The following is a 26,277-nucleotide window of genomic DNA, read 5'->3' as shown; positions in this document are numbered from 1 at the left end:
AACAAACCTGTCAACTAACCATGCTCCGTGCCCACAAAGGCGAAATCCCTTTCTTTTACTGGCTGATGCCTTTTACAGCGGGTATTGTTTGCGGCATTTACTACGGAGTAGATCAACTGCTTACTTTTATAACCGCAACCGGGATTGTTTCGGTAACTGGATTCACTATTCTTAACCTCCTTTATAATCGTTATAATATTCACCGGTATGCCTGGATGGGAGGCTTAATACTCAATGTTTTTTTGCTGTGCGCTGGCTGGTTGCTGAGTTATTGGCATAACGACCGTAATCAGGATAACTACTTTGCCAAGCACAAAGCCGGCTATTTAGTAGTACAGGTAAGCAGCGAACCTAAACAAAAAGGCATTTACACCCGCTTTACCGCCGAGGTTAGACAAGTAATCGCAAACCAAAAACATCAGGCAACTTTCGGTAAAATACTGGTTACGCTTACAGCCGACAGCAATGCCCACCTGGTAAACTATGGCGACGTGCTGGTGATACCGGGCAGCTGCAAACCCATCGATCCGCCATTTAACCCGGCCGAGTTTAACTATAAGCAATACCTCGCCCATCAAAATATTTATTATCAAAGCTTTTTAAACCGGCAGCAATGCAGGTTAGTTAATTATGATGCGGGTAACTCAATCTTAGCTTTTTCGTTGCAGTTGAGGCAGCGTCTGGTTAATTCTATCAAACAATATCTTCACACCCCCGAAGCGGCCGCTATAGCCTCTACTCTATTACTTGGATACAAGGCCGATTTAAGCCCCGAAGTACTGCAGGCTTATTCCCAAACAGGTACTATTCACATCCTCTCGGTTTCAGGGGCGCATGTGGCGGTAATATTTTTGATCATTTCTTTTTTGCTGAAACCGTTCAGGCATCACCGATATGGCAAAATGCTGAACGCGTTATTGTTGCTTTGCATACTTTGGGGCTACACCATTCTTACCGGACTATCGCCCGCTGCTGTGAGGGCTGCGGTTATGCTGAGCATGGTTATTATTAGCAATGCCGGTACACGGCCCGTCCACCCCTTAAATGTAATGGCAGTCTCGGCAATGGCTATGTTACTCTACAACCCTTTCCTCATTACCGATGTAGGCTTTCAACTCTCCTACCTGGCCGTATTTGGATTGATTGCTGTTCAACCCATCATTGCCGAACTGTGGGAGCCCAAGCACAAATGGACAAACAAGCTATGGCAGCTATGCTCGTTTTCGTTAGCGGCGCAATTGGTCACTTTTCCGCTAAGTGTTTATTACTTCCACCAGTTCCCGGTTTATTTTTTGATAAGTAATCTGCTCATCATTCTGCCCGCCGAAGCTATTGTGATCGTAGGCATCACCTTTTTAACCAGCACGTTTATACCAGCGCTTGCTCCATTTACCAAGGTTGCCGCATATATTTTAGAATGGCTCATTATAGGGCTAAATAAAGTATTGAGCTACATTGAACACTGGCCTTATGCCAGTCTGGGCCGCATTTGGTTTAACAGTTGGGAGCACCTTCTGCTGTATGCTATCATCTTCAGCCTTATTTACTTTGTAATTTACAAAAAAGGCAAACAGTTAATAACTACCCTGGCTTGCATACTTATTTTATGCACAAGCTTGAGTTGGAAAGCCATTCGCAAGCAATCCACCGGTCACATTATTTTCTTCAATGTAAAAAAGAACACGGCTATCCTGTTTAGACATAACGATAAAGCCGTGTTACTCACCGACCTGCTCCCTAACGAAAAAAATTACCAGTATAGCGTACAGCCTTGTTTAGATAGCCTGGGTATAGAAAGTTTACAATTGTGCAAGCTGCAGCATAATCTTAAAAACACCTTCTTTAGTAAACACCTCAACTATATTCAGTTCGAAAATAAAACCGTAATACTCTTTAATCCTTCGATACAAAACACAGTCTTACCACACAAAATTGGAGTAGATTACTTATTTTACACCCGTAATCCACATAGCAACCTCACCTTTATTCGCAATAATTATAACTTTAAGCATTTTATAGTCGATGCCGGTGTTTCGGCAAAGCGTACGCAGCTGCTCAAGCACGAGGCCGACAGCCTGCACATAAATATAATTGGATTAAGGCGTAACAAATCGTACATTGTTGCATCTAACCATTAATTAATATATAACTAAATTTATTAACTGCACATTATTTACAACGATGAATAAACTATTTTCAGCAGCTATGGGTTTGGCCCTGAGCGCAACCGCACTAACAGCAAGTGCACAAAAAGCTTACACCGAAGGTACCGCAACTTATGATGCTACCGTAAACGGACAAACTGTTGAGGCCAAAGTTCTTTTCAAAGGCGATTCGGCTGCTACTACCCGTGTACAAGGTCCGGCTACTATTAAAATAATTACTTTTAAAGACGAAGCCCTTACCGTACTGGTTGATGTACCGGTTGCCAACATGAAAAAAGCCGCCATAGGTACCCCTGGTGAAGTGGAAGAAGCTATGGCGCAAATGCCTAATTTTACCTTTACTCCGGGCACCGAAACCAAAGTTATTAACGGCTTTAACTGCACCAAAGTAACCGCTAAAGATGCTAAAGATGGTAAAACTTACGATGTTTGGGTAAGCAAAGACATTTCGGCACCGTCAAGCGCATACAGCCAGGTTTATGCCAAAGCAGGTGGTTTCCCGGTACAATTTACCATGAACCAAATGGGTATGAACATTACCAACACGCTAAAAGCAATCTCGGGAGATAAAGTACCTGCCGGTACTTTCAGCGTTCCTGCGGGTTATGATAAAATGACCTTAACCGAACTTAAAGCCATGAGTGGCGGTAAATAACATTGATTTTTCTCAAAAGAGAAGGCCTTTGCGATGAGTAAAGGCCTTTTTTTATGGATATTGTTTATTTATCGCTTATCTACCGCTTCTGGGCCGCGGAGGCTCTTTGTTCTTTTTCTTGATAAAAAGAACCAATCCGCCTGAGGCGGACACCTCCACTATGCTTCGTTTATCACACATGCTCATTGCTCCAAAGCGGGGCAGCATCACGGGCTGCTTAGCTTTTACCCTACTTCGTTCCCGCTGAGGACTGCACTTCAGCAAAATCTAAAAGGCCCTATTTAGCCGCACAGTCCATCATGCGCTGCCCCGCTTTCGCCCCGAAGCTGGAAGGTGACGAATTGCAAAAATCGTCCAAAAGCAAAACAGCCTAAGTTGCGATGCAACTTAGGCTGTTTTGTACTGTTAAAAAAAGCGCAGGCATTCAGCGCACCCGGCCGGGAGCTGCCCGTGCGCGGGAAGGGATTGCTGTGGATAGTCCGCCTGAGGCGGATACTTTTGTGGCTATGACAAAGTAACAGCCCCGCGGTAATTGAGCGGTCGACGAGCGATAAGTTCACCAACGTTACTGAACACCTTACATATGCAGAGATTGCTTCGTACCTCGCATTGACGATTTTTTTATTTCCCCTCTTGATTCTTGGTTGTTGTCTCTTAGCTATTGCTTCTAAAACTAAACCCCTAACTCCTCCCCCAATTCCTTCACCCAAGTATCAAACAAGCGGCTTTCAATGGCAACAGCCTTATCGGCATGTACCTGCCAATCGGGCGAAAATTGTTGCAGTTGGTTAATCATTTCTTCGAGGTGACCTTCTTCTTCGAGGATGATAGATTTTACGTTCACTTTGCTGCCGGCTTCGGTAAGCACGTCCTGGTAAACGGGGTAAAGTTCATCGGCACGTACCTCAATGGCGTAGGTTACCAGCAGGTAGGCTGCAAAACGGAGTTCTTTCCCGCTGAAGCCGAGCTTTTCTTTAAGGTAGCGGCAGGCATCAATATCCAGTTGGTTTAAATAACGCTTGCTGTGTGTAGCAGCCAGTAAATATTCTGGTGCGTAGGTTGGCAGGCTTACCCCTTCTAACTTTTCAATTTGCTTTTTGAGATAAAAAGCGTGGCGATGCTCCTCGGCAGCGTGTTTTAGTATGATATAGGTAACGGTAGCCGGGTCTTCGCTGGCCGAAATTTTGCGCGCGCCTGTGTTCTCCATCAACGATAGCGTATTTAAAAAACGGGCGTGCAGGGCATCGTTATTAACTATCTTAGTGAATATATTTTTTAGATCCATAGGTGTGATTAAATTGTATCGAGCGCCTGTTTTATAGCGGTGTAAATATAATTGAGTTGGGCATCGGTTATGCAATACGGCGGTAAAATATACAGCACATTCCCTAACGGGCGCAGTATGATACCTTTTGACAAGAAATGCTGATACAAAGTATCGCGCAGGCTGCTAAAATACGAGGTATCATTACCCGTTTCCCACTCCATAGCCACAATGGTACCGGTTTGCCGAATGGTGCGAACCTTTGGATGATGTTTAATCTCCTCGGCAAATGCGGCATGCGAGCTTTCAATGCGTGCTATGTTCTCTTTAGTTTCAGGAGCCACAAACAAATCCATACTGGCCAGCGCAGCGGCACACGCCACCGGGTTGGCCGTAAATGAGTGCCCGTGAAAAAGCGTTTTAAGCCTGTCGGTAGAGAGGAATGCATCGTAAATATGCTGCGTACAGGTAGTAATGCCTAAGGCCATGGTACCGCCGGTAAGCCCTTTAGAAAAGCACATAATATCGGGTTGCTCACTAATATGCTCACACGCAAAAGCCTTGCCTGTACGCCCAAAACCAGTAAACACTTCATCATCAATAGTAAACACCCCTTTGGCCTTGCAATGCGCCACTAATTCATTTAAATACTCGGCCTCATACATCATCATACCTGCCGAGCCCTGAACAAGCGGCTCAAAGACGAAGCAGGCAAGTTCGGAGCGGAGAGCGGAGATTTTGGTGCGGAGCTCATCGATATTATTTGCCGTAGGCAAATCAATAAACTCTACGTCAAAAAGCAGCTTTTCAAAAGCATTGGTAAACGCGCTGCGGCCGCTTACGGCCATGGCACCAAAAGTATCACCGTGGTAGGCATTTTTGAATGCCATTATTTTGGTGCGCTGCTGGCCTTTGTTGTACCAGTATTGCAGGCACATTTTTATGGCTACTTCTACAGCAGTTGAGCCGTTATCGGAGTAAAAAACTTTTTGCTGATTGTTGGGCAGTATAGCCAGCAATCTTTCGGCCAGTTCAACGGCAGGCTCGTGGGTAAAGCCGGCAAATATTACGTGCTCCAGTTTGTGTAATTGCTCGGCCACTTTGGCGGCAATATAAGGGTGTGCGTGGCCGTGTATGTTAACCCACCATGATGATACGGCATCGATGTACTCGCGGCCGTCTTCAGCATATAAAACTGCGCCCTCACCCCTCACAATGCCAATGGGTGGCGCTGCGGTTTGCATTTGGGTATAAGGGTGCCATATAACTTGTAGATCACGTTCTGTTAAGGTCATTTTTGTTCGTTCAATAATTTAACCACGTACTGGTCAATAGGAAAGGTCACGTCCTCGGGTTTCAGCTCATTCAGCTTTTTCCAGCGGAAGCATTGCAGAGCGGGTCCATCGCCATCAAAATCAAAGGCGGTGGTTTTAAGGGTAAAGTTCAGTTCGTTTACCGGCTTTACGAGGTAATACACGGCAATGATCTGCGAATCGTTAAAAGCCGATTTTACATAAAAATCGGTCGTGTAAAAGTGGCTGAGCACTTCTACCTCGGTATTACATTCCTCTATAAACTCACGTTTGAGTGCCTGGGTCATGCCCTCGCCAAACTCGACCCCTCCTCCGGGAAATTTGGTAAAGCGATAGCCCTCCACCTGTTCGTCGGTTAGTAAAACCTCGCGCTCATTGTTTATGAGCAAGCCATATACACGTACGTTAAACTGCATTACTCAAAGTGTTTTTTGTTTCGGAGGATGTTCTCCATTGTCCATTCAATGTCAACCCGCTTGGCCTCGCTCCTGATGGGGCAATTGGGCATGCTGCAATAGTGGCAACACTCGGGCAAACATGGATCGGCATGGATGAACAATTCGGTTGCTACGCCTGCCTTTTCATTAATCAATTTATCAACCAATGATATTTCGGCATGTACACGGTTCAAATCAAAGTAATTGGGCAGGGTCATGTGGCAATCCAAATGTAGTTCGTGCCCGTATTTTTGCGCCCTGAGGTTGTGTACGTCAATCCATTCCGGCTTACGTTCTTCGTTGAGTACTTTAATGATGTGCTCAACTACGTCAAAGTCGGTTTCGTCCATTAAACCTGCTACCGATTTACGCACCAACTTGTAACCGCTGTAGCAAATGTACAGGCCTACTGCTATGGATAGTGCCCCATCCAGCCAGTTAAGACCAGTAAAATGAATGAGCAATAAGCCCACCACCAAACCACCACTGGTTACCATATCGGTAAGTAAATGCCTTCCGTCGGCATCCAAAGTAAGTGATCGCAAGGCTTTTGCCCTGTAAATCATATAATAACCCAACGCGCCATTAACAGCACCTGTTAAACCAATAATAATGGCACCGGTAAGCAAATCATGAATAGGTTGCGGATGAAACAACCCATAACCAGCCTTAACTAAAATACCTGCACCGGCTACAGATATAAGCGCACCTTCAACAAAAACCGAGAAAAATTCAATTTTGCCATGACCGTAAGGATGGTTCTCATCGCGCGGTTGCGAGGCTATATAAATACTGAAAAACGCGAACGAACTGGCCACCACATTTACAATACTTTCGGCAGCATCTGTTAATACAAATGTGGATGCCGTTAAAAAATAGGCGCTGAATTTGGCCAGCATTAGTACCACACTTACCACTAATGCTACGATGATAATATTCCGCGTCTCTTTCAAATCAGTAAAATATGGGCAAATTTAATAATAAGGAGTTCAATTGCGGGTAAACTAATTTTCTATATTTGCCCAATTTGAATTTCAACTATGAGTGCACTAAGCGACAGAATTAACAATTTGTCTGAATCACAGACTATTAAAATGGCTAAAATGGGCCGCGAATTGGCTGCAAAAGGTGTTGATGTAATCAGCCTTAGCTTTGGCGAACCCGACTTTCACACTCCCGAACACATTAAGGAGGCTGCAAAGAAGGCTATGGATGATAACTTTACCTACTACACCCCGGTGGCTGGTTATCCTGAACTGCGAAAAGCCATAGTGAAAAAGCTTAAAGACGAAAACAACCTCGATTACGAATTTACCGACATCGTGGTATCAACCGGCGCAAAACAGGCCATAGCCAATGCTGTGCTTTGTTTGGTTAACCCCGGCGAAGAGGTGATCATCCCTACACCATACTGGGTATCATACTCGGAAGTGGTTAAACTGGCCGAAGGCAAAAGCGTGTTCATCGACACCACTGTTGAGCAAAACTTTAAAATTACGCCTGAGCAATTAGAAGCAGCAATTACGCCTAATTCTAAATTGTTCATGTTTTCATCACCATCAAACCCAACCGGCAGCTTGTACAGCAAAGCTGAGCTAGAAGGTTTGGCTAAGGTTTTTGAGAAACATCCGCATGTTTACATCCTGTCTGACGAGATATACGAGCACATTAACTATGTTGACAAACACGAGTCGATTGCCCAGTTTGGTGCCATTAAAGACCGCGTGATCATCATCAACGGTTTCTCTAAGGGTTACGCCATGACCGGCTGGCGCATTGGCTACACGGCATCAACCAAAGAACTGGCTAACGCGTTCGACAAAATGCAGGGCCAGGTTACTTCGGGTACTTGTTCTATCACTCAACGTGCCGGCACTGCCGCTTATGAAGGTGGCTTGGAGTCGGTGCTACAAATGCGTGAGGAATTTAAAAAACGCCGCGACTTGGTTTACGGACTGTTAAAAGAAATCAACGGACTGAAAGTAAACCTGCCAGAGGGTGCGTTCTACTTCTTCCCCGATGTTACAGCGTTCTTTGGCAAATCATACAACGGCCGCACCATTAACGATTGCGACGAGCTATCGATCTACCTGTTAGAAGAAGCACACGTAGCTACCGTGGGCGGCCTATCATTCGGTGATCCTAAATCTATCCGTTTATCGTACGCCGCGGCCGAGGATAAGCTGATAGAGGCTTGCAAACGCATTAAACGCGCTTTAGAGCAATTGCAATAACATTTGCAATACAGATACATGGAAGCCGGGTTGTTTTACAGCCCGGCTTTTCTATTTTATCACACTAATTAGGGCGAATTGGTTCGTATTACACGAATTTTTCCTGAACCATACTTATACCGTTCCCCCACCTGTCGTATAAAGCTTTATTTACAATGTTTACATTTTAATTTACATTCCACAACCACCATGTACATGACTATCAGGGTAGATTCGCTGAATCAAATTTTGATAAAATAAATTATGAAGTACTTACACATATATACTTTGTTGCTGATGGTTACCTTCCAAACCTCTTATGCACAAAGCCAAACTAATACAGCTATAAACACCATCCCATCAGGAACTAAAGACACCGTGAGTGCTTACGATCCTAACAGGATGGTTAGAAATGTAAAGCAAGGCAGTAATGGCAACATTTTAATTGCGTCATCATTATCAGGTGTGTTTAAATATGATGGAAAATCCTTTACTAATTTGACCAATAAAATTGGTGTGCTCAGATACTGGGATGTATTGGAGGACCGACGTGGTAATATCTGGATTTCTACTACCGATTCGGGCGTTTATAAATATGATGGCAGCTCCTTTCAACATTTTACCACCAGGGATGGGCTCGCAAATAATGCCGTTATATTTATTTATGAAGACAGGGTCGGTAATATTTGGTTTGGTACCGGCGGCGGAGCAAGCCATTATGATGGTAAATCCTTCCTGAATTTCACAACTAAAGAAGGGCTTCCGGATAACCGCATTCATACTATTCTCGAAGATAAAACCGGGCGGTTATGGTTTGGCACCAATAGCGAAGCTTGCTATTATGACGGTAAAACATTTACAGTTTTCAAAAACAATGACGGTAAAACCTTTAACAACGTTTGGTCTATCATTGAAGACAGAAGAGGCAACATTTGGTTCGGCGCTTCCATCATTGATGAAAAAAAGGGTTCTACCTTGTATGTTTCCTCTGGCTTATGGCGCTATGATGGCAGCAGTTTTACCAAGGTGATAGCTAAAGTTGCTTCGGCCATAATGGAAGATAAAGAAGGTAATATATGGACTACCGGCCCGGTAAGCCCTAATGGAGTTGGCGCATGGCAGCTTTCCCGATATGATCAAAAGTCATTGTACCATAAAAAACCTGCTATAACCACCATACTGTCGGTAAACAAAATGCTTTGCGGCATTTTAGAAGCCAATGGCAGTATCTGGGTTGGATCTATAAACGGAGTATACCGGTATGATGGTAAAACTGTTACCGATTTTAAAGATACAAAGGCTAAAAACTAACAGCTTGGTATTTTTATCAGATCTTGTTTGTCCGTACTGAATTATTTGAACATGCCACATGCTATACTCGTCGTCTACCTATCCCCTGTGGAATGCCGAAACAAGTTCGGCATGACGGGTGGATAAATCCGATATAATTCAACCTCAATTCGTGTAAAATAAAAAGCCCCGAACCAAACGGCTCAGGGCTTTCAAATATTTTAAAATTAGAACGCTTAGAAGTTGAAGTTATAAGCTATGCGGATCGCAATAAAGCTTACATAATCGTTCTGGTGGTTAACGTTCTCGTAACGGAAAGAGAAATCCAATTTATTAGTCTCATAACCTACCGATGGAGCAATAAGCTTGCTGAAGTGCGATTTGGTATCTTTATCGATGTATGGATCGGCATAAGCAACGCCAACCTCGCCACCTAAATAAAACTCAGGTAAGAAGTATGCTTTAGCACCTAAACGTAAAGGAATTAATTTTAAATCGGGGGTTAAATTAGCATTTGAGCCAAATGCACGGCTGTTATCAGCAGTCATAACATAGTAACCGGTACCAATGGTTACACCTAAATTTTGGGTAACGTCATATTGGTATTTAATTGAGGCTCCGAAGCCGGGGTTGTAAGTTTTATTGCCGGGGTTTATGTTATACAAACCGTCGATACCAACGTTTACGTGGTTTACAAACTGACTGTAACGCTCGTTGTTTCCAAGTAATTGGGCTTTAACTGTTGTTACGCTAAAAACGGTCGCTATTAATAATAGTATACGTAAAGTATTTTTCATGGCCGTAGATGTGATAGTTTTTAATTGAGACGAATATACTCTTTTTAATTAACATTTACATAAAATATTTATTTTTATTAAAAAAAATATCGCGTTTGTAACTATAAATTAGAATATTAACAAAAAAAGCTTGGATAAATGTTAAAGGGGTTCGATATTGTTTTTGGAGATTTTATTTAATTTATAATTAATTATAACAAATAAGGGCCTGTGTTTAAAACACAGGCCCTTACAACTTTAAGTTTTAAGAATATTACAATTTAAATCCATAAGCCAGGCGAGCTGCAACCATACCATAGTTATTGCTCTGACCCGAGAAGTTCTCATAACGCACGCCTAAATCAACGTTGCTCCATGAATAACCCACACCTGGAGATAAAATCAGTTTAGTGTCTTTATCACCATTTAAGTAACGGCTTTTGGTTTCAAATCCGGCACCAACTTCACCAGAAAAATAGAAACCACCTGTAGTGTATGCTTTAATACCAGCTTTAACAGGTATCACGCCCAAGCTTTCGGTTTTAAAGTTTGTATTGCCTATTTCTTTACCAAAAAAGTTATAAAAACCTGAGGTAAGTGTAAGCGCTACATTTTGCGCAGCACCGTATTGTAAACGTGCAGTACCACCTAACGCAAAATTAGAACCATCATGTGCATTTCCAGTTGGTACGCCAGCTTCAACACCTATACCTAAACGCCAGTCGTTAGCTGCGGTGCGTGATTGGGCTTTAACAACATTTGATGCAAATAAAGTTGCAACGGCAAAAGAAGCTGCTGCTACTATTTTAGTTAACTTTTTCATAATCGTTTTTCTTAGATCTTGTGATTTTAAGTCACGTACAAAATTGTACACACACCGATTATCAAATACTTTGCCATTAACACTATGTTAACATGCCATTTCAGGTTAGATCATGCTCAATTCAAGAACCAAAGCAAAAAGTTATTAACATTGTAAAAATGCTATCAAATTGATGTTCAGCCATTTTTTTAGCCAAATTTCACATATTCCATCTATCATCATCTGAATGTTAAAAGCAGTACAAACTCATAGGCGGTGCCAAAACCCTGACAGCATATACTTAACTGTCCTGTTTTTATATCATGTATATTGTCAGTTTAAGCATACAGTTGATAGGTTTACTTATAAAACTGAAGCTATTTCATGATAGAGATAATGTTTAGTGACAGTTAGAATTACTGAATTGAAGGTTTCCGGAATTATATAAATGTTAGCAATTTCTGGATAAGGCTCAAGTAGCCACTGCTCTCCCCGCTGCTACATACTTGGGCCAAAAAACTTCCGGTAACAAAAAAAGAGGCTTCGTTACCGAAGCCTCTTCCCTATCTTGAATTTTTATCTAATTATTAATGATGCTCACCGCCATTATCTGCACGGTTTTGCTCCAGCTCTGCCAGCTTCTTATCGCCATAGGCAAACTTGGTGATGATATAGTACAATACCGGCACCACGAATACCGCCAGTGAAGTTGCGGCCAACATACCACCAAACACCGTCCAGCCAATGGTTTTACGAGCCTCGGCACCTGCACCGGCAGCCATCATTAACGGAACCACACCCAATATAAAGGCCAGCGAGGTCATGATGATTGGGCGTAAACGCAGCCTAACCGCTTCCAGTACCGATTTTTCGAGCCCGTGCCCGGCATCTACCCGCTCCTTGGCAAACTCCACGATCAGGATGGCATTTTTGGCCGACAGACCGATGAGCGTGATCAAACCAATTTGCGCATACACGTTATTGGTAAGCTTAGGCAAAAACGTTAAGGCCACAATAGCACCGAACGCTCCCAAAGGCACAGCCAGCATTACAGAGAAAGGCACCGACCAACTCTCATACAATGCCGCAAGGAACAGGAACACAAAACCTATAGACAAGGCAAAGATGTACACCGTTTTTGATCCCGAAAGCAACTCCTCACGGCTCAGACCCGAAAACTCGTAGCCATAACCTTCAGGAAGATATTGAGCTGCGGTTTCTTGCAGGGCTTTAATGGCATCACCACTACTGTAACCAGGCGCAGGGCTACCGTTTATCTCGGCCGAGCGGAACAGGTTGTAGTGCGATATGAGCGGTGCATTTTCGATCACCTTGTAAGAGGTTACCGTGCTCAGCGGCACCATGGTACCGGTTGAGTTACGCACAAAAAACTGCCCCAGGTTTTGAATGCTGGTACGGTACGAGGTATCGGCCTGGGCCACCACGCGGAAGTTACGGCCGTAAATGGTAAAGTCGTTAATATAAGTACTACCCAGGTAGGTTTGCAGGGCACTGTTAATATCAGATATTTGCACACCCAGGCGTTTGGCCTTCTCACGGTCGACCGTTAACTGATAGGCCGGTGTACGGGCTGTAAAGAACGAGAATGAACGCGCAATTTCTTTACGCTGACCCAGCGCAGCAATAAAGCCTTGCAGAGTTTTCTCAAAGTTTTTAATATCACCCCCGGCTTGTTTTTCCTCTAATATAAACGAGAAACCTGCAGTATTACCCAAGCCCGGAATGGCCGGCGGTTGAATTACAACCACGTTGGCTTCCTTATACCTGGCTAAACGTTTTTGCAGGTTAGCTACAATGCCGGTAGCATCCTCACCATCGCCTTTACGCTCATCCCAGGGTTTAAGCTGTACGAAGATGGTGGCGCTGTTTGACTTACTGGCAAAGTTTACCGCGTTTAAACCTCCCAATGCAGCATAATGGCCTATGCCCGGAATGCTATCAATGGTGGCCATCATGTTTTTAAGCACTGTAACCGTACGCTCGGTTGATGAGCCCTCTGGTAAATCATAAGTAACATAAATACGGCCTTCATCTTCAATTGGTAAGAAGCCAGAAGGCTTACCTTTAAACAAAAGCACCGTGCCTACGATGATACAGATGAGTATAATAACTACAAAGCGCGAGGCCTTGATGCTCTTGTGTACGCCGTTGCCATACTTTTCGGTTACACGGCCAAACCATACGTTAAACTTGTGGAAGAACCTGTCTAACCAGCCTTTAGAGTTTTCATCGATCTTGTGCGGCCTGAGCATAATTGTACACAAGGCCGGGGTTAATGATAAGGCTACGAAAGCCGAGATTAACACCGATATTGCAATAGTGATGGCGAACTGTTGGTACAGCCTGCCCACAATACCCGGCACAAAACCCACCGGCACAAATACCGCCGCCAGGATAAGCGCAATGGCTATTACCGGGGCCGATATATCTTTCATGGCGTGCTTGGTTGCCTCTTGCGGCGTCATGCCCTCCTCATCCATATAATGCTGCACGGCCTCTACCACTACAATGGCATCATCTACCACAATACCTATAGCCAATACAAAACCAAATAAGGTTAGGGTATTAATAGTAAAGCCTAATGGGATAAAGAAGATGAACGTACCTATAATAGATACCGGGATAGCCAGCACAGGTATTAAGGTTGCCCTCCAGCTTTGCAGGAACAGGAATACCACCAATACAACCAAAGCCAAAGCCTCAACCAGTGTATGGATCACCTCCTCTACCGATACCTTAACCACGGTAACCGATTCGAACGGCACCACGTAATCCACATCGGCCGGGAAGGTTTTCTTCAGTTGTTCCATGGTTGCAGTTACACCCTCGGCAGTTTCGAGCGAGTTGCTGTTTGGCGCCTGGTAAACCAGCAGGTATGAGGCACGCTTGCCATCCACAAAGGAGTTACCGCTGTAATTAAATTTACCTAACTGTACACGGGCTACATCTTTTAAATGCACCAACGCTCCGGTATTAGGTTGTGTACGTACAATAATATTCTCAAACTCCTCGGGCTTAACCAAGCGGCCTTTGGTAAGTACGGTATACTCAAAGGTTTGTCCTTTAAGCTGTGGCGGCGCACCTACGGTACCGGCGGCTACCTGCACGTTTTGCTCTTGCAGGGCAGCGGTTACCTCGGCGGCGGTCATACCGTATGAGGCCAGCTTATCGGGCTTGAGCCAAATACGCATACTAAAGTCATCGGCACGGGTAAACACGTCGCCCACGCCTTTGGTACGCAATAATGCATCGCGCACAAACACGTTGGTATAATTGTCAATATAAGTTACATCGTGTGTGCCTTTAGGCGAGTACATGGCCACCAGCATTAAAATGCTGGGGTTACGTTTACGCACCGTTAAACCCAAACGCTGCACCTCTTGCGGTAAAGTTGGCTGGGCAATACTCACACGGTTTTGCACGTCGAGGGCGGCAATATTAATATCGGTACCTACCTCAAAGTTTACCGTCATGCTCATTTGCCCGTTGCTGGTACTGTTACTTTGCAGGTAGGTCATACCCGGCGTACCGTTTACCTGCACCTCAACGGGGGTTGCCACCGTTTGCTCAACTGTAAGCGCATCGGCACCGGTATAGGTACCGGTTACCTGCACCGTGGGCGGCGTAATATCAGGGTATTGCCCTATAGCCAGGCTGGTTATTGATAATATACCAACCACCACGATCACTATCGAAATAACGATAGCGGTAACCGGCCTTTTTATAAATACATCTGCAATCATTATTTCCTTATTTTAATTCCTTGCTTAAAAGCACGAATATTTGAGGCTGATTAAATTTCAGCTATGTCATCTCGAGGAAACGAGAGATCTTTTCACACTGACAAGCTAACGGCCTTGAAAAGATTTCTCTCTATCGTTCGAAATGACAGCTTATATATTAAGTTTATTACTTCTTTTTTTCCTCTGCCTTACCACCACCTTGTGCACCCGCTGCACCCTGCGCCGCCGGCATACCAATGGTAATTTTGCCACCATCGCGCAAACGTTGAAAACCTTCGGTAATTACCTTGTCACCGGCTTTAAGGCCATCCATTACTACGGTATTGTCGCCAATACGTGGACCGAGGATTACTTTTTGCTGTTTGGCAACGGTATCGGCTTGTAAAAACACAAAGTACTCGCCCATTTGCTCGGTTACGGCCTTAAATGGTATTTGTACACGCTCCCCCGATTGATCGTTCAACACGTTCAGCACAGCACTCATACCGTCGCGCAGGCTATCCTGCGGATTTGGAAACTGCACACGCACTTTAACCGAACCGGTAAGACTGTTCACCCCGCGGTCGATAGCGTAGATATGGCCTTTTTGATTATACATGCTGCCATTGCTCAATTTTAGCTTGAAAGTAGAATCGGTAGTATGTTTTTGCAGATCGTAAAAACGGTCAACTGCCTGTTCATTTATCACAATGTCAACCCCAATCGGCTTTTCGCTCGATATGGTGTTTAACAAAGTTGTGCCAGGCGTTACCTGTGCACCTAAACGTACCTGCGATATACCTATACGACCGGTAAACGGCGCGGTAATACGTGAGTACGATAAGTTAGTTAATGCCGTAGTAACACCTGCTTTGGCCGATGCTACCTGCGCCTGTGCTGTTGCCAAAGTAGCTACCGATTGGTCGTAAGTTTGACGCGCTACCGCATCCTGCTTTAACAGGAACGAGTAACGGTCGGCATCTTTTTGCGAGCGCACCAAATTAGCTTGCGCACTTGATAAATTTGCTTTTGCCTGTTGATAAGCGGCTTCGTAATTGCGGCGGTCAATTTCATAAAGCAGTTTTCCTTTAGGCACCACCTCACCTTCTTTAAAAAATATGCCGGTAATAAAACCAGCCACCTGAGCGCGCAGTTCAACACTATTTAATGCAGTTACTGTGCCCTGGTACTGGTCGTAATAAACCGAGTTCATGGTTTTAGCTTCAGTAACATTTACCGGGGTGGCCGGCGGAGCGGCAGCAGCGGTATTCTGGTTTTTATTTTTACAACCCGTCCATAACAATAAGGCTAACGGAATGGCTGATAAGGTATATATTGTTTTCATAAATTCTGTTTCTTAAATCAATGTTTACTGTACGGGTAATGTGCCTAAGGCGCGTTGCAGATCAACCTTGCTTTGTAGTAACTGGAACAAGGCATTATAATAATTAAGTGATGCCGTGCGCAAGTCGGTTTGTGCTACAATCAGGTCGAGGTAAGTTTTGATGCCTTCGCGATATTGCAAGCTTACCACGTTGTATACATCTTTGGCCAGCTCTACGTTTTCACCCAGTGCCTTGTAGTTGGTAAAATTGCTTTTGTAGTTGGCAATTGCCTGGGTGTATTCGGTATTAATAGCATTTCGGGTATTCTCCAGGTCAAGATCAGTACGTTTAACCTGCAAACGGGCCTTGCTTAGGTTTTGCAGGCGTTTGGTACCCTGAAAAATAGGTATGGATATATTTAGGCCTACCAATGAAGTTGGAAACGCATCTTTATATAAGTTTGAAACGCTGCTATTAAAATACTGAAGGTTATAGGAGCCTACCGCCGATACCGAAGGCAGGAAACCATATTTATAATAGCTCACGTTTACATTATTGAGATTTTTTTGCGTTTCGAGCATAGTGTATTCAATACGGTTATTTACATTCAATACCTGGTTGGTGTCAATTGCCAATTCGCGTACCAGTTGTAATGAGTCGTATTGTGCGGTTAATGGTCTTTGCGGCGTATAGCCCATCAGCTGTTTTAAATAAGCAGTGCGGCTGTTCACAGCTTCCTGCAACTGCTTGCGGCTGGCTAAGGAGTTATTTAAACCTATGGTGGCCTGCTTGGCATCAATTTTATCAACCACACCCGCCTGGTAACGCGAGTTGGCATCTTTAAGGTTACGCTGCAAGCGGGCAATATCCTGGTTAATAATATCCAGCTGGCGCTGTGATAGCAGTAAATCGTAAAAGGCCTTGCTTACATTGGTTACCACATCAATTTTAGCGCTCACCGTATTCTGTTTATAATATTGGCGCGAGTACCTGGAGGCTTTGGATGCCTGCATTACCTCGTTATTATACAAAGCCTGGGTAGCCGAAACACCTAAGTTAGAAACATTGGTTGCAATAGCCAGTTGTTGTGCTGGTACGGCTCCGCTGGTACCAGACCCGGTGCCCGTGCCGGTACCTGTTTGTGCACCAAAGGCATTGAACCGCTGAAAATAGTGTTGATAGGCTCCTGTTGAGGCAACCTGGGGCAGCCAGGCCGAAAGGCTTATACGAATATCCTTTTCGTTGATTTCCTCATCAATATTGGCTTGCCTAACCCCCGGCTGATTGCGCAGGGCAAAATCAATACATTGCTGTAAGGTTAAGTTGGTAATAGTAGTATCAGTTGCAGTTTGGGCTAAAATAACCGACGGAACTGATAATAATAACAGTAATAAATAAACCCGATAATAATTTTTCATAGAGTAACGGCACCGTGCATTTGCAGAACGCAATACACGGGCATAAGTTTTTTAATTAGAGACTAATTAGAGTAGAACAATATTGCACAATTTAATAATTACAATTTTTGGCTCAATAAAAATATTACACAAATTATGCAATCGAATGACAAAACCGTTAAAAAGTGAAGTTTGTAAAACAATTTTTGAATTCTGTGACATAGATTTCCAAAATTTTTGATTACTTTGCCTGATAGAATATTATGGGTTAATGCACACTATTAACAATGTGTTAACTTTTGATATTTAAAAAATTTACATATCAAGTATAAGTTTTAAGCTTTTTGATTGGTATTTTTACAAAAAATTTAAGCAGGGTTAATAAATGCGCAAGAGACTACATGAGAAGATAGCTCAGTTTACTGACGTAAAGGATGTGAGGGATAAAGGTGTTTACCCTTTTTTCAGACCTATATCATCTGGCCAGGATACTGAGGTAATAATTGATGGGCAACGGGTGCTGATGTTTGGTTCAAACTCATATTTGGGCTTAACAAACCATCCAAAAATAAAAGAAGCTTCAAAAAAAGCCGTAGATAAATACGGTACCGGCTGTGCAGGATCGAGGTTCTTAAATGGTACACTTGATATTCACATCGAGCTGGAAAACCGTTTGGCTGCTTACGTAGGCAAAGAAGCTGCTGTACTTTTTAGCACAGGCTTTCAGGTTAACCTTGGTGTATTATCATGCATTACCGGTCGTAACGACTATTTAATACTTGATGAGTATGACCATGCCTCTATAATTGATGGTAGCCGCCTGTCGTTTTCACGCGTAATTAAATACGCCCATAACGATATGCAGGACTTACAGCGCAAACTGGCCCTGCTGCCCGAAGAAGCTGTTAAGGTTATTGCCGTTGATGGTATCTTTAGCATGGAAGGTGACATTGTTAAGTTACCCGAAGTTGCTGTTTTAGCCGAACAATATGGTGCCAATATATTTGTTGATGATGCACACAGCTTAGGTGTAATTGGACACAAAGGTGCCGGTACTGCATCGCACTTTAACATGAACGATGATGTTGACCTTATTATGGGTACCTTCAGTAAATCGTTTGCCTCTTTAGGTGGTTTTATTGCTGCCGACCATGAAACTGTTGATTATTTAAAGCACCGTGCACGTTCATTAATGTTTAGCGCAAGTATGCCTCCTGCTTCGGTAGCCAGCGTTATTGCCGCTCTTGACATTATTGAAACCGAGCCTGAGCGTATTGACAAGTTATGGGATAATACCAATTATGCCATGAAGCTTTTATTGGATGAAGGTTTTGACCTTGGCCCAACTGAAAGCCCTATTCTGCCTATATACATCCGCGATAACGATAAAACCTTTATGGTTACCAAATTATTGCAGGATAACGGCGTGTTTGTGAACCCGGTTGTATCTCCGGCCGTTCCATCTGATTCTTCCCTGCTGCGTTTCTCATTAATGGCAACTCACACGTTTGCCCAAATTGATGAGGCCGTAGATAAAATATCAAGGGCATTTAAAGAAGTTGGCGTAACCACCGTTAAAGAAAAAATATGACAAACATTGTCGCAGTAAGCTCCAAAAAGGAGCTTGCTGCTTTTATAGACTTTCCGCACGACCTGTACGAGAGTGATCCGAACTACGTTCCGGAATTATTCATCGCCCAGCGCGACCTGCTAACCACCCACCCCTTTCATGAGCATAACGAACTGCAATGCTTTTTAGCTTACGATGGCAAGAAAGTAGTGGGACGTATAGCTGCTATCCTTAACAACAGCCACAATGAATTTAATAAAGCCAACGATGGCTTTTTTGGTTTCTTTGACTGTATTAATGATGCCGAAGTAGCTAAAACGCTGTTTAATACCGCTGAGGAATGGTTACGCAATAAGAAAGTTAGCACCATCATAGGTCCGGTAAACTTTTCAACAAACGAAACCTGCGGGTTGCTTGTGCAAGGATTTGATTCGCCACCATTGGTGATGATGACCTACAACGCCTCTTACTACGCCGAACTGGTTGAAAAAGCCGGTTTGCAAAAAAAGGTCGATCTGTTGGCCTTTAGCTTTGGCAAAGAAGGTTATGATGATAAATCGTTCATGCTGTTAGACAGGTTGCAGGAGCGCCTTAAACGCAACGATATTGTTATCCGCAAGGTTAACATGAAAAACTTTAAAGAGGAATCATTAGCTATTCGTGATGTATACAATGCCGCCTGGGATAAAAACCTTGGCTTTGTACCCATGAACGATAAGGAATGGGATTACCTGGCTAAAGACCTTAAAATGCTGTTAGACCCAGATTTTCTGATACTGGCCGAGCAAAAAGGCAAGATCATTGGATTTGGCTTAGCATTGCCCGATTTAAACCAGATATTACGCAAAGTTAAACGCGGCCGCTTACTGCCTACCGGCATATTCAAAATACTGTTAGGTAAAAAGAAAATAAGAGGTATACGCATCATCACCCTTGGTGTGGTTGATGGTTACCGTAAAATGGGGATCGAAGCTTGTTTGTACGGTACCATTATTAAAGAGTACCGCCGTAAAGGATTGGATTATGCCGAAGCATCATGGACACTTGAAAGCAACGACCTGATCAACAACGCCATTTTAGCCATTAAAGGCGATCCATACAAAAAATACCGCCTCTACGAAAAAGCCATATGAAGGAACGTGTACTGATTACCGGTGCAAGTGGCTTTGTAGGTTATCATTTAGTTGAAGCGGCTTTAAAAGCCAACCTGCAGGTATTTGCAGCGGTACGTAAAAGCAGTAAAGTAGATCATTTAAAAGAGTTTGATATACAATATGCTTATACTAATTTTACCAACCCTGAGGCTTTAGCCAAAGAGATCGAAGACAATAAATACGATTACATTATACACGCTGCAGGCGTAACTAAGGCTAATTCAACTGCGGAGTATGATGCTATTAACACTGGTTATACCATTAACCTGGCTAAGGCAGCGGTGGCAAGTGGGCGCATAAAAAAGTTTGTATTTGTAAGCAGTTTAGCTGCTGTTGGTCCGCTATCGAGCACCGAAGGTTGCCTTGATGAAGATAGCGTGCAAACGCCGGTTACGGCATACGGCCATAGCAAAAAACGCGCTGAAGAGGCTTTAAAAGAAATTACTGCCCTCGACTACGTTATTTTAAGGCCTACTGCCGTATACGGTCCGCGCGATAAGGATATACTCATTATACTGAAGCAGTTTGCAGGTGGCTTTGAACCCTATATAGGCAAAATGGACCAGCACCTGAGCTTTATTTACGTGAAGGATTTAGCGCAGGCCTGTGTGTTGGGACTAACTCATGGCAAACAAAGCGCCTATTTACTGTCAGACGGGAAACGTTATAACCGTTACGAATTAGCAAATATTACAAAACGCTTACTTAGTGTAAAAACTTTTAAAATACATTTGCCCGTTCCTGTTATACGCGTGGTAGCAGGCATTGCCGAAGGGGTGAGCAAGATCACCAAAAAAGCATCGGCTTTAAATGTGGAAAAGCTTAACGAGCTAACAGCTGTTAGCTGGATTTGCAGCATTAACAAAGCTCAACAAGAACTGGAGTTTAAGCCAAAATATGATTTAGAAAGTGGACTGGCCGAAACACTGAGCTGGTATAAAGAAAATAACTGGTTGTAAATTTTATCCCTTAGCCAACGCTAAGGGATAAAATTTTACCTATTTACGAAAACGGTTTCGTAAATAAATATGGGTTATTATTTTGATTTATAAAATATATACATTAATAAAAACGACCTCGGTCAGCGTTATTACAATAAATACAATAGAAAAAGAAGATGGAAAACAACGTTAAACCTGCCAATGGAAAGCTTGGTATACTAATCCCCGGTTTGGGCGCGGTTGCTACTACGCTTATTGCCGGTGTTGAAGCAGTAAACAAAGGCTTATCAAAACCAATTGGCGCACTTACTCAAATGGGTAACATCCGTTTAGGTAAAAGAACCGAAAACCGCTACCCAAAGATCAATGAATTTGTTCCGCTTGCTAACCTTAAAGATATTGTTTGGGGTGGCTGGGACGTATATTCAGACAACGTGTACGAAGCTGCCGTTAATGCCGAGGTTTTAGAAAGAAGCTTACTGGATTCGGTTAAAGCCGAACTGGAATCGGTGAAACCGATGAAAGCCGCTTTCGACAAAAACTACGCTAAAAACTTAGACGGCACCCACGTTAAAACCGGTACCCGTTTAGATATGGCTAACGAGCTTATCGAGGATATTAAAAACTTCCAGGAGCAAAACGGCTTAGACCGTATTGTGGTATTATGGTGTGGCTCTACCGAGGTTTACTTCGAAGAATCGGAAGTACACCAAAGCATTGTTGCATTTGAGCAAGGTTTAGCAAATGATGATAAACTGATTGCCCCAAGTATGCTTTACGCTTATGCAGCTTTAAAATTAGGTATTCCGTTTGTAAACGGTGCCCCTAACTTAACGGTTGATATTCCTGCATTGGTTGAGTTAGCCAAATACACCGAAACCCCGATTGCCGGTAAAGATTTTAAAACAGGTCAAACCTTGATGAAAACCATTGTTGCGCCCGGTTTAGCTGCCCGTGCTTTAGGTGTTAATGGCTGGTTCTCTACCAATATTTTGGGTAACCGCGATGGTTATGTATTAGACGATCCGGATAACTTTAAAACAAAAGAAGTATCGAAACTGAGCGTGCTGGAAGAAATTTTTAAACCAGAAGCCAACCCTGATCTTTACGGCGATATGTACCACAAAGTACGTATCAACTACTATCCTCCTCACGGCGATGCTAAAGAGAGCTGGGATAACATCGATATTTTTGGCTGGTTAGGCTACAAAATGCAAATTAAAATTAACTTCCTGTGCCGCGACTCAATTTTGGCTGCACCGGTTGCTTTAGACTTAGCTTTATTTAGCGATTTAGCTAAACGTGCCGGCATGAGCGGTGTACAAGAGTGGCTGTCATTTTACTTAAAATCGCCACAAACTGCACCAGGCTTAGCTCCTGAGCACGACATTTTCAAACAATTAACCAAACTGCAAAACACCCTGCGCCATATGATGGGCGAAGACCTGATCACACATTTAGGTCTGGAGTACTATCAGGACGTGGTTGATGCAATGTAATAGTTGGTTTTAACGCGGGTTATAAGGGCTGCCTCAAAAGGGCGGCCTTTATTGTTTGCAGAAACCAATTCGTCTTAAAATAAAAAATGTCATTCCGACGAAAGGAGGAATCTTATACGCTTAAACTTTAGGCGTATAGAATCACTCACTATCGTTAGATATGACAGCTTGGGTGCATCACTTATTACTCACCCTACCCTCCTATGGAGGGAAATTTACCATATTAAAACTTCAGGTGTTTAACCGTCAACCCGTTATTGATCAATTGCTTTAGCGATTCGATACCAACTTTCAAGTGGGTTTCCACGTACTGCTCGGTTACCTTGGAGTCACTTTCGGCCGTTTTTACGCCTTCCGGAATCATGGGCTGATCAGACACCAATAGCAATGCACCGGTAGGTATTTTGTTGGCAAAGCCAGTGGTAAATATGGTTGCCGTTTCCATATCAATGGCCATAGCGCGTAAGCTTTTCAAGTACTTTTTAAATTCCTTATCATGCTCCCAAACGCGGCGGTTAGTGGTGTAACAGGTTCCGGTCCAGTAATCGCGTGAGAAATCACGTATGGTGGTTGATATAGCCTTTTGAAGCGCAAACGAAGGCAATGCAGGCACTTCGGCAGGCATGTAATCATTTGATGTACCCTCGCCTCTAATGGCCGCTATGGGTAAAATAAGGTCACCTACCTGGTTCTTCTTTTTCAGGCCACCGCATTTACCTAAAAATATAACCGCCTTAGGTTTAATGGCTGTAAGCAAATCCATTACTGTGGCTGCTACCGAACTGCCCATACCAAAGTTAATGATGGTCATGCCGTTGGCAGTAACGCTTTGCATGGGCTTATCTAACCCCATTACTGGTGCATTATTATTCCATTCCGAAAACAGTTGCAGGTATTTTGAAAAATTGGTGAGGATGATGTAGCTTCCAAACTCGCTGAGCGGGCGGCCGGTGTACCTTGGCAACCAGTTATTTACTATTGAATCTTTGGTTTTTAAACCGCTTTTTACCGGCGATTGCACCTCTTTTACCTCTTTTGCATTTTCAACAATTTTTGCGTCTTTTTTAATTTCTATTTCTTCATTCATTTTCTTTTTCTCCTTTCTATATTAAACGTTGATTTTACGGTTGTACAGCAAAGCCCCGGAGCGTGCCGGCGATTTTTAAATCAACATATTAATTTTGATATTAACGTTAAGATTGCTTTAATGTTCCGTTCGCGACCGGAGGCATCAGCGAGCAATTGGTATACGGGTTTTCACCGAAATCTGCGGATACAACAAACCCCGGCGTTTCACCAGGGTTGTGTGTTTTGTATATAAGATTTTACAAATATACGCATTTCTGCGTAATATGCAAAATGCTTCAAATAAAAGTGCGTAGGCATGTGCGATTCCCCTCTTGAGAGGGGTGCAGGGGTGTGTCTTTTAGATAATTGAAAAGCAAAGTTCAAATGACACACCCCTGCCATTGCTCTGCCTCGCCCGCCCCCTCTCGAGAGGGGAAACGAAACTTAGGCCACTTTCAGTTTCTTCAAATCTGATTTGTCGAATTTCTCGTGTGCATAATTTAAAGTAACATTAAGGCGTTTTACATCCTTTTTAGATGGAAACTCAAACATGGCATCGATCATGATAGCTTCGCAAATAGAACGTAAACCACGTGCACCTAATTTAAACTCCATGGCCTTATCCACAATAAAGTCGAGCACTTCGGTATCGAACTCCAGTTTTACACCCTCATATTCAAACAGTTTTTTGTACTGTTTAAGCAATGAGTTTTTAGGCTGGGTAAGGATGTTGTGCAGCGCCTCGCGATCGAGCGGGTTTAAATAAGTGAGCACCGGCAAACGCCCAATTAACTCGGGTATTAAACCAAATGATTTTAAATCCTGTGGGGTAATGTATTTGTAAAGGTTTTTGGTATCAACCTCATTATCATCACGATTTAACTTATAACCTACGGTTTGGGTGCGTAACCGGCTGGCAATTTTACGGTCAATTCCATCAAATGCGCCACCACAAATAAACAGGATATTGCTGGTGTTCACCGTAATCATTTTCTGATCGGGGTGTTTACGGCCACCTTGCGGCGGTACGTTAACCATGGTACCTTCTAAAATTTTCAATAAAGCCTGCTGAACACCCTCGCCCGATACATCGCGCGTAATAGATGCATTATCACTCTTACGGGCAATTTTATCAACCTCGTCAATATATACTATACCGCGCTCGGCAGCAGCTACATCATAATCGGCAGCCTGCAGCAGGCGGGTTAGTATACTTTCAACATCTTCGCCCACATAACCGGCCTCGGTTAATACCGTGGCATCAGATATACAGAACGGAACGTTCAATATTTTAGCAATGGTTTTAGCCAGCAAGGTTTTACCCGTACCTGTTTCACCCACCATCATAATGTTCGATTTTTCAATCTCCACCTCATCCTTATCAACACGTTGGTTAAGGCGCTTGTAGTGGTTGTAAACAGCTACGGCAAGTACTTTCTTGGCATCGTCCTGTCCTATTACATACTGATCGAGGTGAGCTTTAATTTCAAATGGTTTAAGGATAGTTGGAGCAGATGAATTTGATTTCACCTTACGTACTTTTAACTCCTCGGCCAAAATTTCGTTAGCCTGATTTACGCATTTATCACAGATGTGAGCGTCGAGCCCGGCTATCAGCATGAGGGAATCCTGCTTGCCTGCTCCACAAAACGAACACCTGATTTCCTTGCTGTTTTTGTTCATCTGATAATAATTTGCTAACCAAATATAAAAAAGTAAACCGACTTAATTTGTATTAACCAAAATTAAGCCGGTTTAGTGTTATTTTTTTTGAAATTATTTCTCGCTGCTACGGCCGAGTATCTCATCAACCATACCAAATTCTTTGGCTTCGCTGGCAATCATCCAATGGTCACGGTCTGATGCTTCCCATACTTTTTCGTATGAAGTACCACTGTGTTTAGAAATGATCTCGTACAACTCTTTTTTCAGTTTCTGGATTTCGCGGGCAGTGATCTCAATGTCTGATGCCTGGCCTTGTGCACCACCTAACGGCTGGTGGATCATAACACGTGAGTGCGGCAGGGCAGCACGTTTGCCATCGGCACCGGCACAAAGCAATACTGCAGCCATTGATGCAGCCATACCTGTACAAATGGTAGCCACATCGTTGGTTACAAACTGCATGGTATCATAAATACCCAAACCTGCATAAACCGAACCACCGGGAGAGTTGATGTAGATCTGGATGTCGCGCTTGGCATCGGCCGATTGCAGGAACAGTAATTGCGCCTGGATAATGTTGGCTATGTTTTCATAAATGGCATCACCTAAAAAGATGATACGATCCATCATCAAACGTGAAAACACGTCCATTTGAGCCACATTCAGCTGACGCTCCTCAATGATGTAAGGCGTCATATCAACCGGGTGGGCAATAGCCTGAGGCATCATTTTATGCTCAACGCTCGAAATAAATTTATCAACGAAGATGCTGTTAATGCGGTGATGTTTAACCGCGTATTTGCGGAATTCGTTTTTATCGATATTCATGTGTAATGATATTTTTTGTTTAATATTTCTGTGCATCCGGCGCAGGCGGTTTGTTATGTTATATAGTTATTAGTGCACTATACATTAGTGTGGCAAAATATAAAATTATCACCTTAAAACAATAAAAAGGTTGAGGTTGGTGACGACAGCAACCTTTGGCTTATCATAGGTT

The 26,277-nt window shown here is 43.3% G+C and carries 20 protein-coding genes; 8 read left to right on the top strand and 12 right to left on the bottom strand.

Annotated elements, in window-relative coordinates; all coding sequences use genetic code 11:
• The first annotated feature begins 20 nt into the window (after nucleotides 1-20).
• Both QE417_RS20080 and QE417_RS20075 read left to right on the top strand, forming a co-directional pair.
• Nucleotides 21-2,138 (top strand): ComEC/Rec2 family competence protein, encoded by a 2,118-nt coding sequence (locus QE417_RS20080; RefSeq protein ID WP_311952902.1) that lies wholly within the window; start codon nucleotides 21-23, stop codon nucleotides 2,136-2,138.
• 43 nt (nucleotides 2,139-2,181) lie between these two features.
• Entirely contained in the window at nucleotides 2,182-2,820 is a 639-nt protein-coding gene (locus QE417_RS20075; RefSeq protein WP_311952899.1) for a DUF4412 domain-containing protein, read from the top strand.
• A 673-nt stretch (nucleotides 2,821-3,493) separates the two neighbouring features.
• On the opposite strand, the gene QE417_RS20070 is transcribed toward QE417_RS20075, so the two are convergent.
• The 4 genes from QE417_RS20070 to QE417_RS20055 are packed head-to-tail and all read right to left on the bottom strand — an operon-like array spanning nucleotide 3,494 to nucleotide 6,787.
• Nucleotides 3,494-4,105, bottom strand: coding sequence for a hypothetical protein (locus tag QE417_RS20070; RefSeq protein WP_311952897.1), 612 nt, complete (start codon nucleotides 4,103-4,105; stop codon nucleotides 3,494-3,496).
• An 8-nt stretch (nucleotides 4,106-4,113) separates the two neighbouring features.
• Complete coding sequence (gene bioA / locus QE417_RS20065; protein WP_311952895.1) at nucleotides 4,114-5,379, bottom strand: adenosylmethionine--8-amino-7-oxononanoate transaminase; 1,266 nt, start codon at nucleotides 5,377-5,379, stop codon at nucleotides 4,114-4,116.
• Nucleotides 5,376-5,813, bottom strand: a complete 438-nt coding sequence (locus QE417_RS20060) for an NUDIX hydrolase (RefSeq protein ID WP_311952893.1) — start codon at nucleotides 5,811-5,813, stop codon at nucleotides 5,376-5,378. Before QE417_RS20060 ends, bioA begins: the two co-directional genes overlap by 4 nt.
• On the bottom strand, nucleotides 5,813-6,787 hold the full coding sequence (locus QE417_RS20055) for a cation diffusion facilitator family transporter (protein ID WP_311952892.1): 975 nt from the start codon (nucleotides 6,785-6,787) through the stop codon (nucleotides 5,813-5,815). The genes QE417_RS20060 and QE417_RS20055 overlap by 1 nt, the downstream gene beginning before the upstream one ends.
• Before the next feature lie 87 nt (nucleotides 6,788-6,874).
• Between QE417_RS20055 and QE417_RS20050 the strand changes: the two genes are divergently transcribed.
• Together QE417_RS20050 and QE417_RS20045 are read left to right on the top strand one after the other, a co-directional pair.
• Nucleotides 6,875-8,068 carry a pyridoxal phosphate-dependent aminotransferase gene (locus QE417_RS20050; protein WP_311952890.1) on the top strand — a complete coding sequence of 398 codons (1,194 nt, stop codon included), beginning with the start codon at nucleotides 6,875-6,877 and terminating at the stop codon, nucleotides 8,066-8,068.
• A gap of 243 nt (nucleotides 8,069-8,311) precedes the next feature.
• The gene (locus QE417_RS20045; protein ID WP_311952888.1) at nucleotides 8,312-9,358 is read left to right on the top strand and encodes a ligand-binding sensor domain-containing protein; all 1,047 of its coding nucleotides are present in this window, start codon (nucleotides 8,312-8,314) and stop codon (nucleotides 9,356-9,358) included.
• Nucleotides 9,359-9,573: 215 nt separating this feature from the next.
• Here the strand turns inward: QE417_RS20045 and QE417_RS20040 are convergent, their stop codons facing one another.
• From QE417_RS20040 to QE417_RS20020, 5 genes are all read right to left on the bottom strand, one after another.
• On the bottom strand, nucleotides 9,574-10,134 hold the full coding sequence (locus tag QE417_RS20040; RefSeq protein WP_311952886.1) for an outer membrane beta-barrel protein: 561 nt from the start codon (nucleotides 10,132-10,134) through the stop codon (nucleotides 9,574-9,576).
• 253 nt (nucleotides 10,135-10,387) lie between these two features.
• Entirely contained in the window at nucleotides 10,388-10,936 is a 549-nt protein-coding gene (locus QE417_RS20035; RefSeq protein WP_311952884.1) for a hypothetical protein, read from the bottom strand.
• A gap of 566 nt (nucleotides 10,937-11,502) precedes the next feature.
• A complete protein-coding gene (locus QE417_RS20030) occupies nucleotides 11,503-14,679 on the bottom strand; it encodes an efflux RND transporter permease subunit (RefSeq protein WP_311952881.1) in 3,177 nt (1,058 codons plus the stop codon).
• Nucleotides 14,680-14,845: 166 nt separating this feature from the next.
• On the bottom strand, nucleotides 14,846-16,003 hold the full coding sequence (locus QE417_RS20025; RefSeq protein ID WP_311952878.1) for an efflux RND transporter periplasmic adaptor subunit: 1,158 nt from the start codon (nucleotides 16,001-16,003) through the stop codon (nucleotides 14,846-14,848).
• Between the two features lie 24 nt (nucleotides 16,004-16,027).
• A complete protein-coding gene (locus tag QE417_RS20020; RefSeq protein ID WP_311952876.1) occupies nucleotides 16,028-17,401 on the bottom strand; it encodes a TolC family protein in 1,374 nt (457 codons plus the stop codon).
• 364 nt (nucleotides 17,402-17,765) lie between these two features.
• Here QE417_RS20020 and spt point away from each other — a divergent pair, with 364 nt between their 5' ends.
• The 4 genes from spt to QE417_RS20000 all read left to right on the top strand — a co-directional run bounded on the left by spt (nucleotide 17,766) and on the right by QE417_RS20000 (nucleotide 22,544).
• Nucleotides 17,766-18,971, top strand: coding sequence for a serine palmitoyltransferase (spt, locus tag QE417_RS20015; protein WP_311952874.1), 1,206 nt, complete (start codon nucleotides 17,766-17,768; stop codon nucleotides 18,969-18,971).
• The gene (locus tag QE417_RS20010; protein ID WP_311952872.1) at nucleotides 18,968-20,083 is read left to right on the top strand and encodes a hypothetical protein; all 1,116 of its coding nucleotides are present in this window, start codon (nucleotides 18,968-18,970) and stop codon (nucleotides 20,081-20,083) included. The genes spt and QE417_RS20010 overlap by 4 nt, the downstream gene beginning before the upstream one ends.
• Nucleotides 20,080-21,063 (top strand): NAD-dependent epimerase/dehydratase family protein, encoded by a 984-nt coding sequence (locus QE417_RS20005; protein WP_311952870.1) that lies wholly within the window; start codon nucleotides 20,080-20,082, stop codon nucleotides 21,061-21,063. Before QE417_RS20010 ends, QE417_RS20005 begins: the two co-directional genes overlap by 4 nt.
• A 158-nt stretch (nucleotides 21,064-21,221) precedes the next feature.
• On the top strand, nucleotides 21,222-22,544 hold the full coding sequence (locus tag QE417_RS20000) for an inositol-3-phosphate synthase (RefSeq protein ID WP_311952867.1): 1,323 nt from the start codon (nucleotides 21,222-21,224) through the stop codon (nucleotides 22,542-22,544).
• A gap of 223 nt (nucleotides 22,545-22,767) precedes the next feature.
• On the opposite strand, the gene QE417_RS19995 is transcribed toward QE417_RS20000, so the two are convergent.
• From QE417_RS19995 to clpP, 3 genes are all read right to left on the bottom strand, one after another.
• Nucleotides 22,768-23,631, bottom strand: a complete 864-nt coding sequence (locus tag QE417_RS19995; RefSeq protein ID WP_311952865.1) for an AMP nucleosidase — start codon at nucleotides 23,629-23,631, stop codon at nucleotides 22,768-22,770.
• Nucleotides 23,632-24,056: 425 nt separating this feature from the next.
• Complete coding sequence (gene clpX / locus QE417_RS19990) at nucleotides 24,057-25,295, bottom strand: ATP-dependent Clp protease ATP-binding subunit ClpX (protein WP_311952864.1); 1,239 nt, start codon at nucleotides 25,293-25,295, stop codon at nucleotides 24,057-24,059.
• A 93-nt stretch (nucleotides 25,296-25,388) separates the two neighbouring features.
• On the bottom strand, nucleotides 25,389-26,105 hold the full coding sequence (gene clpP / locus QE417_RS19985; RefSeq protein ID WP_311952862.1) for an ATP-dependent Clp endopeptidase proteolytic subunit ClpP: 717 nt from the start codon (nucleotides 26,103-26,105) through the stop codon (nucleotides 25,389-25,391).
• Between the last annotated feature and the right edge of the window lie 172 nt (nucleotides 26,106-26,277).

The organism is Mucilaginibacter terrae (assembly GCF_031951985.1).
Lineage (GTDB): Bacteria > Bacteroidota > Bacteroidia > Sphingobacteriales > Sphingobacteriaceae > Mucilaginibacter > Mucilaginibacter terrae_A.
Note: the sequence above shows the minus strand (reverse complement) of the source record. Positions and strands in the feature narration are given on the sequence as shown.

Bases quoted from the DNA above. Each gene is read 5' to 3' on its own strand.
- QE417_RS20050 (WP_311952890.1), top strand. From the start codon at position 6,875: ATGAGTGCACTAAGCGACAGAATTAACAATTTGTCTGAATCACAGACT.
- QE417_RS20005 (WP_311952870.1), top strand. From the start codon at position 20,080: ATGAAGGAACGTGTACTGATTACCGGTGCAAGTGGCTTTGTAGGTTAT.
- QE417_RS19995 (WP_311952865.1), bottom strand. From the start codon at position 23,631: ATGAATGAAGAAATAGAAATTAAAAAAGACGCAAAAATTGTTGAAAAT.
- QE417_RS20010 (WP_311952872.1), top strand. From the start codon at position 18,968: ATGACAAACATTGTCGCAGTAAGCTCCAAAAAGGAGCTTGCTGCTTTT.
- QE417_RS20070 (WP_311952897.1), bottom strand. From the start codon at position 4,105: ATGGATCTAAAAAATATATTCACTAAGATAGTTAATAACGATGCCCTG.
- QE417_RS20045 (WP_311952888.1), top strand. From the start codon at position 8,312: ATGAAGTACTTACACATATATACTTTGTTGCTGATGGTTACCTTCCAA.
- clpX (WP_311952864.1), bottom strand. From the start codon at position 25,295: ATGAACAAAAACAGCAAGGAAATCAGGTGTTCGTTTTGTGGAGCAGGC.
- QE417_RS20025 (WP_311952878.1), bottom strand. From the start codon at position 16,003: ATGAAAACAATATATACCTTATCAGCCATTCCGTTAGCCTTATTGTTA.
- QE417_RS20080 (WP_311952902.1), top strand. From the start codon at position 21: ATGCTCCGTGCCCACAAAGGCGAAATCCCTTTCTTTTACTGGCTGATG.
- clpP (WP_311952862.1), bottom strand. From the start codon at position 26,105: ATGAATATCGATAAAAACGAATTCCGCAAATACGCGGTTAAACATCAC.
- QE417_RS20040 (WP_311952886.1), bottom strand. From the start codon at position 10,134: ATGAAAAATACTTTACGTATACTATTATTAATAGCGACCGTTTTTAGC.
- QE417_RS20035 (WP_311952884.1), bottom strand. From the start codon at position 10,936: ATGAAAAAGTTAACTAAAATAGTAGCAGCAGCTTCTTTTGCCGTTGCA.
- QE417_RS20030 (WP_311952881.1), bottom strand. From the start codon at position 14,679: ATGATTGCAGATGTATTTATAAAAAGGCCGGTTACCGCTATCGTTATT.
- QE417_RS20060 (WP_311952893.1), bottom strand. From the start codon at position 5,813: ATGCAGTTTAACGTACGTGTATATGGCTTGCTCATAAACAATGAGCGC.
- QE417_RS20000 (WP_311952867.1), top strand. From the start codon at position 21,222: ATGGAAAACAACGTTAAACCTGCCAATGGAAAGCTTGGTATACTAATC.
- QE417_RS20075 (WP_311952899.1), top strand. From the start codon at position 2,182: ATGAATAAACTATTTTCAGCAGCTATGGGTTTGGCCCTGAGCGCAACC.
- QE417_RS20020 (WP_311952876.1), bottom strand. From the start codon at position 17,401: ATGAAAAATTATTATCGGGTTTATTTATTACTGTTATTATTATCAGTT.
- bioA (WP_311952895.1), bottom strand. From the start codon at position 5,379: ATGACCTTAACAGAACGTGATCTACAAGTTATATGGCACCCTTATACC.
- spt (WP_311952874.1), top strand. From the start codon at position 17,766: ATGCGCAAGAGACTACATGAGAAGATAGCTCAGTTTACTGACGTAAAG.